Source organism: Saccharomonospora halophila 8 (assembly GCF_000383775.1).
In the GTDB taxonomy this organism is placed as follows: domain Bacteria; phylum Actinomycetota; class Actinomycetes; order Mycobacteriales; family Pseudonocardiaceae; genus Saccharomonospora; species Saccharomonospora halophila.
Window position 1 is genome coordinate 1 of sequence record NZ_KB912494.1, and the last position, 2864, is coordinate 2864.

The window sequence follows — 2864 nt, forward strand, 5'->3', positions numbered from 1 at the left end:
TGATGCGGTTGCGGCGGGCCGTGGACGGCGAGACCGGGCGCCTCCACCGGCGCACGGACGCCGCGGAGCGGGCCGGGGGCCGGGACACCGCAGCCGAGGCGGAGTTGCGGTCGATCGGGTTCCTGCTGCTGGAACTCGGGTTCACCGTCGCGGAGGAGGGCGGCGTCGACTGCGCCGAGGTGGAGCGCACGATCGCGCGCGCCTACGGCCTGCCCGGCTACGCCGACCCGGCCCGGGCCACGGTCCCCGGCTGAACAGTGTGGGAGCGCTCCCAGGTGCAGGCCGCCAATCGCGGGTGAACGCCGGTGCGAATGGAACGCCTGTTTCGGTAACAACCAGGTCATAAGCCGCTGACCTCCCATTGACACCCGCACGGGTGAGACGGCACTCTGCTCGCCATCGCTGGGAGCGCTCCCAACGCTCCCGGTCTCGTGGCAGCCGACCCAATGAGGGGTTACCGTGCGACACTCACCGCAGCACCAGCCGAGACACGAGCATCTGTCCCACCAACCACCGCAGACTCCCCCCGGACGTCCCCGCCGTGGCCTGCGCCGGACGCTCGCCGTGACCTCGGTCGTCGCCCTGGCCGCCGTGACGGCGGCCTGCGGGGGCGGCGGGGCCGACGACGGCATGATCGAACTCAGCGTCGCCACGTTCGGCGAGTTCGGGTACGAGGAGCTCTACGCCGAGTACGAGCGCCAGAACCCGGACGTGCGGATCGTGCCCCGCAAGACCGGCCAGGGCGGTCCGTACCACCAGGCCCTGTTCACCAAGCTCGGCGGCAACTCCGGCCTGGAGGACGTCGTGGCCGTGGAGGAGGGCTACATGGCCGACGTGCTGGACGCCTCCCAACGCTTCCACGACCTGACCGAGATCGGGCCGGACGGGGTGGGCCCGGACCGCTGGCTGGACTGGAAGTACGAGGGCGGCGTCGACACCGACGGCAGGCTGATCGGCTACGGCACCGACATCGGACCGCTGGCGATGTGCTACCGCAAGGACCTCTTCGCCGAGGCGGGACTGCCCTCGGAGCCGGAGGAGGTCAAGCCGCTGTTCGAGACCTGGGAGAGCTACTTCGAGGCGGGCGACGAGTTCCTGGCCGGCTCGGACGGCGTCGCCTGGTTCGACTCGGCGGCGCAGATCTTCAACGCCATGCACAACCAGCTCGAGGTCGGCTACTTCGACGAGGACAACACCCTCACGGTCGGCTCCAACCCGGGCATCCGGCAGAACTGGGACCGGGTGACCGCGGCCGTGCAGCGGGGACAGTCGGCCGGGCTGGTCGCGATGAGCAACGAGTGGAACAGCGGATTCCAGGAGTCCGCCTTCGCCACGAAGACCTGTCCCGCCTGGATGCTCGGGATCATCGAGGGCCAGGCGGGTGACGAGCACGCGGGCGACTGGGCGGTCACCGACGCCTTCCCCGGTGGGGGCGGCAACTGGGGCGGCTCCTACCTGGCCGTGCCCACCCAGACCGAGCACCCCGAGGAAGCCGCGGCGCTGGCCGCGTGGCTGACCGCGCCGGAACAGCAGATCAAGGCCTTCGAGGCCAGCGGCGCCTTCCCGAGCCAGGTGGAGGCACTGGACGCACCGGAGCTGACCTCGACCACCGACGACTACTTCGGTGGGGCACCGACCGGCGAAGTGTTCGCCGCCCAGGCCCGCAAGGTCGAACACGCCCAGTACAAGGGTCCGGGTGACGGGCAGATCCAGGAGAACGCCGCCACGCCCGCGCTGCAGACCGTCGAACAGGGCGCCACGCCAGAGGAAGCCTGGCGCCGGTTCGTCGACTCCGCCGAACGCATCGCGCGCTGACCGGGGAGAACGCGAATGAGTGCGGTGGAGACCACGACGGCGCCCGAGGGGGCTCCCTCCCTCTCGGGCCCGTCGTGGCGCGACCGGTTGAGCCGGGCGGACGTGCGCTTGTCGCCGTACCTGTACGTCGCGCCGTTCTTCGTGATCTTCGGCATCGTGGGCCTGTTCCCGCTGCTGTACACGGCGTACGTGTCGCTGTTCGACCGGGAACTGATCGACGACAGCCCCACCTTCGTCGGCCTGGAGAACTACGCGCTGCTGCTCGGCGACGGCCAGTTCTGGAAGACACTGGTCAACACGCTGAGCATCTTCGTGCTCTCCAGCGGGCCGCAGATCGTCACGGCCGTGCTGCTGGCCGCGCTGCTCAACACCGGGCTGCGGTTCTCCACCGGGTGGCGGGTCGGCGTGCTCATGCCGTACGTGGCCAGCCTGGTGGCGCTGGGCATCATCTTCGCCAACCTGTTCGGCCCGGACTACGGACTGGTCAACGGCATCCTGGAGACCCTGGGCCTGGACCGGATCGACTGGCAGGCCGACCGGTTCTCCAGCCACGTCGCGATCGCGATCATGGTGAACTGGCGCTGGACCGGCTACAACGCGCTGATCGTGCTCGCCGCGATGCAGGCCATCCCGAAGGAGATCTACGAGGCGGCGATCGTGGACGGTGCCGGGGCGGTGCGCCGGTTCTTCACGGTCACATTGCCGATGCTGCGGCCCACACTGATCTTCGTGGTGATCACCTCGACGATCGGCGGGCTGCAGATCTTCACCGAGCCGAAGCTGTTCGACGCCCTGCCGGGCTCGAACAACGGCGGCTCCACCCATCAGTTCCAGACGATCACGCTGTACATGTACCAGACCGCGTTCGAGCGCGGGGACCTCGGCTACGCCTCGGCCGTCGCCTGGGTGCTGTTCCTGCTGATCATCGTGTTCGCGCTGGTCAACTTCCTGCTCACCAGGAGTCTCGCGAGTTCGGGGGAGGAGGACCGATGAGTGTGTTCCCGCTCGCCCGGCCCGGCGGCGCCCGCCGCCGGCGTCCCGGCCCCGTC

Annotated in this window: 3 protein-coding genes; all 3 read left to right on the top strand. The window is 69.7% G+C overall.

The window, feature by feature from the left end:
• Nucleotides 1–2 precede the first annotated feature (2 nt).
• The 3 genes from SACHA_RS24915 to SACHA_RS0104240 all read left to right on the top strand — a co-directional run bounded on the left by SACHA_RS24915 (nucleotide 3) and on the right by SACHA_RS0104240 (nucleotide 2808).
• Nucleotides 3–254: a hypothetical protein gene (locus SACHA_RS24915; protein ID WP_019807466.1), complete on the top strand. Its 252-nt coding sequence runs from the start codon at nucleotides 3–5 to the stop codon at nucleotides 252–254.
• A 310-nt stretch (nucleotides 255–564) separates the two neighbouring features.
• Complete coding sequence (locus SACHA_RS0104235) at nucleotides 565–1815, top strand: ABC transporter substrate-binding protein (RefSeq protein ID WP_019807467.1); 1251 nt, start codon at nucleotides 565–567, stop codon at nucleotides 1813–1815.
• A gap of 15 nt (nucleotides 1816–1830) precedes the next feature.
• On the top strand, nucleotides 1831–2808 hold the full coding sequence (locus SACHA_RS0104240; RefSeq protein WP_019807468.1) for a carbohydrate ABC transporter permease: 978 nt from the start codon (nucleotides 1831–1833) through the stop codon (nucleotides 2806–2808).
• Nucleotides 2809–2864 lie beyond the last annotated feature (56 nt).

Coding starts and splice junctions, on each gene's coding strand:
- SACHA_RS0104240 (WP_019807468.1), top strand. CDS start 1,831: ATGAGTGCGGTGGAGACCACGACGGCGCCCGAGGGGGCTCCCTCCCTC.
- SACHA_RS24915 (WP_019807466.1), top strand. CDS start 3: ATGCGGTTGCGGCGGGCCGTGGACGGCGAGACCGGGCGCCTCCACCGG.